Annotated in this window: 1 protein-coding gene; it reads right to left on the minus strand. The window is 52.6% G+C overall.

Annotated features, from left to right (window positions below; translation table 11 throughout):
• On the minus strand, positions 1 to 1,435 hold a 1,435-nt coding region (locus tag STRDD11_RS12010), incomplete at its 3' end, for an ABC transporter ATP-binding protein (protein ID WP_164828491.1).
• Positions 1,436 to 1,812 lie beyond the last annotated feature (377 nt).

A 1,812-nucleotide genomic window follows, 5' to 3' on the forward strand; every position in this document is an offset into this window, starting at 1 on the left:
GACGCTGGCGCTGACCGCCTGAGAAATTGCGGCCAAAAGCCTCCACTGCCGCATCCAGCCCGCCCTCTTTCTGTGCGACAAATTCTGCCGCCTGAGCGATAGTCAGAGCCTGCCAGACCTGCTCATCTGCAGGCTGCTTGTCCAGCCCCAGTGTCAGATTGGAGCGGATAGTTCCCTGAAATAGCTCCGCTTTCTGAGGCACCAGACTGACCCAGGACCGCCATTCTCTCAAATCGCGCGGACTTCTCCCCTCATGAAAAAGGCTTAAGCGGCCGGCATCCGCTGTGTAAAGGTGGGCTAAAAGCTGGACCAGCGTAGACTTACCCGCGCCGGTCCCGCCAATGACCCCCAGCGTCTGACCCGCCTGCAGGTCAAAGGAGAGGTCGGTAAGAGCCGGAGCAGCGGCATTGGGATAGGAAAAGCTGACCTGCTGGGCTTGAATAGCTTGATTGGGCAGGGCCGTCTCCTGATCCAGCTCCTGCAGGACATCTTCTTCAGCCTGAGCAAAGACCTGACTGATTCGCCCTGCGCTGATATAGCTTTGATTGAGCGAATTGACCAGCATGGCCAGCTTGAGCAGCTCCACCAAGATCTGCAGCAGGTAATTGACCAAGGCCACCAGCCGGCCCTGGGTCAGCAGCCCCTGTCCAATAGCCGCATTGCCCTGCCAGATGACCGCCAGCAGGGTGGCATTGACCACCAAAAAAGTCAGCGGACTGATGAGACTGGCCAAAAATCCGGTCCGAATCTGCCAGGTTTTGTAGAGTTCATTTTTATTTCTAAAATCATGTACTTCCCTAGCAGTCTGCCCGAAAGCACGAATAACCCGCATGCCCTGCAGCTGCTCCCGGGTCAGACTGACCAGCTGATCTGTCAGCTGACGGATTTTGGCATAGAGAGGATTCATCAGCCGGGACATGACATAGATAATCAAGGTCAGCATCCCCACCATGGCCAAAAACCAAACTGTAATAGCCGGACTGATTGTCAGGGCCATGATGATAGAGCCAAAGACAATGATGGGGGCCCGCAGAAAGAGGCGGAGAAACTGATTGATCCCCGTCTGGATCTGGTAGGTGTCGCTGGTTAGCCGGGTCACCAAGCTGGAAACGGTCAGCTGATCGCGGCTGGCCTTGGGCAGGCGGAGGATGATCTGGTAAAGGTCCTGCGTCAGCTGGCGGGTAAAGCCGACCGCCGCCTTAGAGGAATAATACTGGGCCACGACCGCTACCAGAACTCCCAGACCAGCTAAGACTATCAAAAGAAAAACCATCCAGAAAAGATGGGGGGAATCCTTCTTGGGAATAGTCTGGTCGACAATACCGGCCATCAGGAGCGGCACCAAGAGCTCAAAGCTGGCTTCCAAGAGCTTAAACAGAGGGCCCAGCAGAGACTCTCTGATATAGCCCTTAAAATATTGTAATAAATCTTTCATTTTGCTCACTTCTATACTAAACTGTTTCTATTTTACCATAAATCAAGCAAGCTTTCAGGAAAACAGCTGATACTCAATGAACAGCAGCAGCAAACTAAGCGGGAGCAGACAGGTTGGCAGCTAGCTGCTCAAAAGCTCCAGCAGAGTGGAGATTTTGAGCTTGTAGATAAAAGAAACAAAATTCCTGTCAGCCGTGCAGTCTGGACTAGTTGAAGCTGTTAATGAAGTTTCCGCTAGGAATGTCAGCTGTGCTGGAGTACAGCTGATGGCGGTGGGACAGACTCCTTATCCATAACTTTTCTACCTCACTATCTCGTTTCTAGGTTCGGGCTGGCGGTGGGACAGAACTAAATTTTTAAAAATTTAGTTCCCTTCAC

Source organism: Streptococcus sp. DD11 (genome assembly GCF_001578865.1).
GTDB classification, from domain to species: domain Bacteria; phylum Bacillota; class Bacilli; order Lactobacillales; family Streptococcaceae; genus Streptococcus; species Streptococcus panodentis.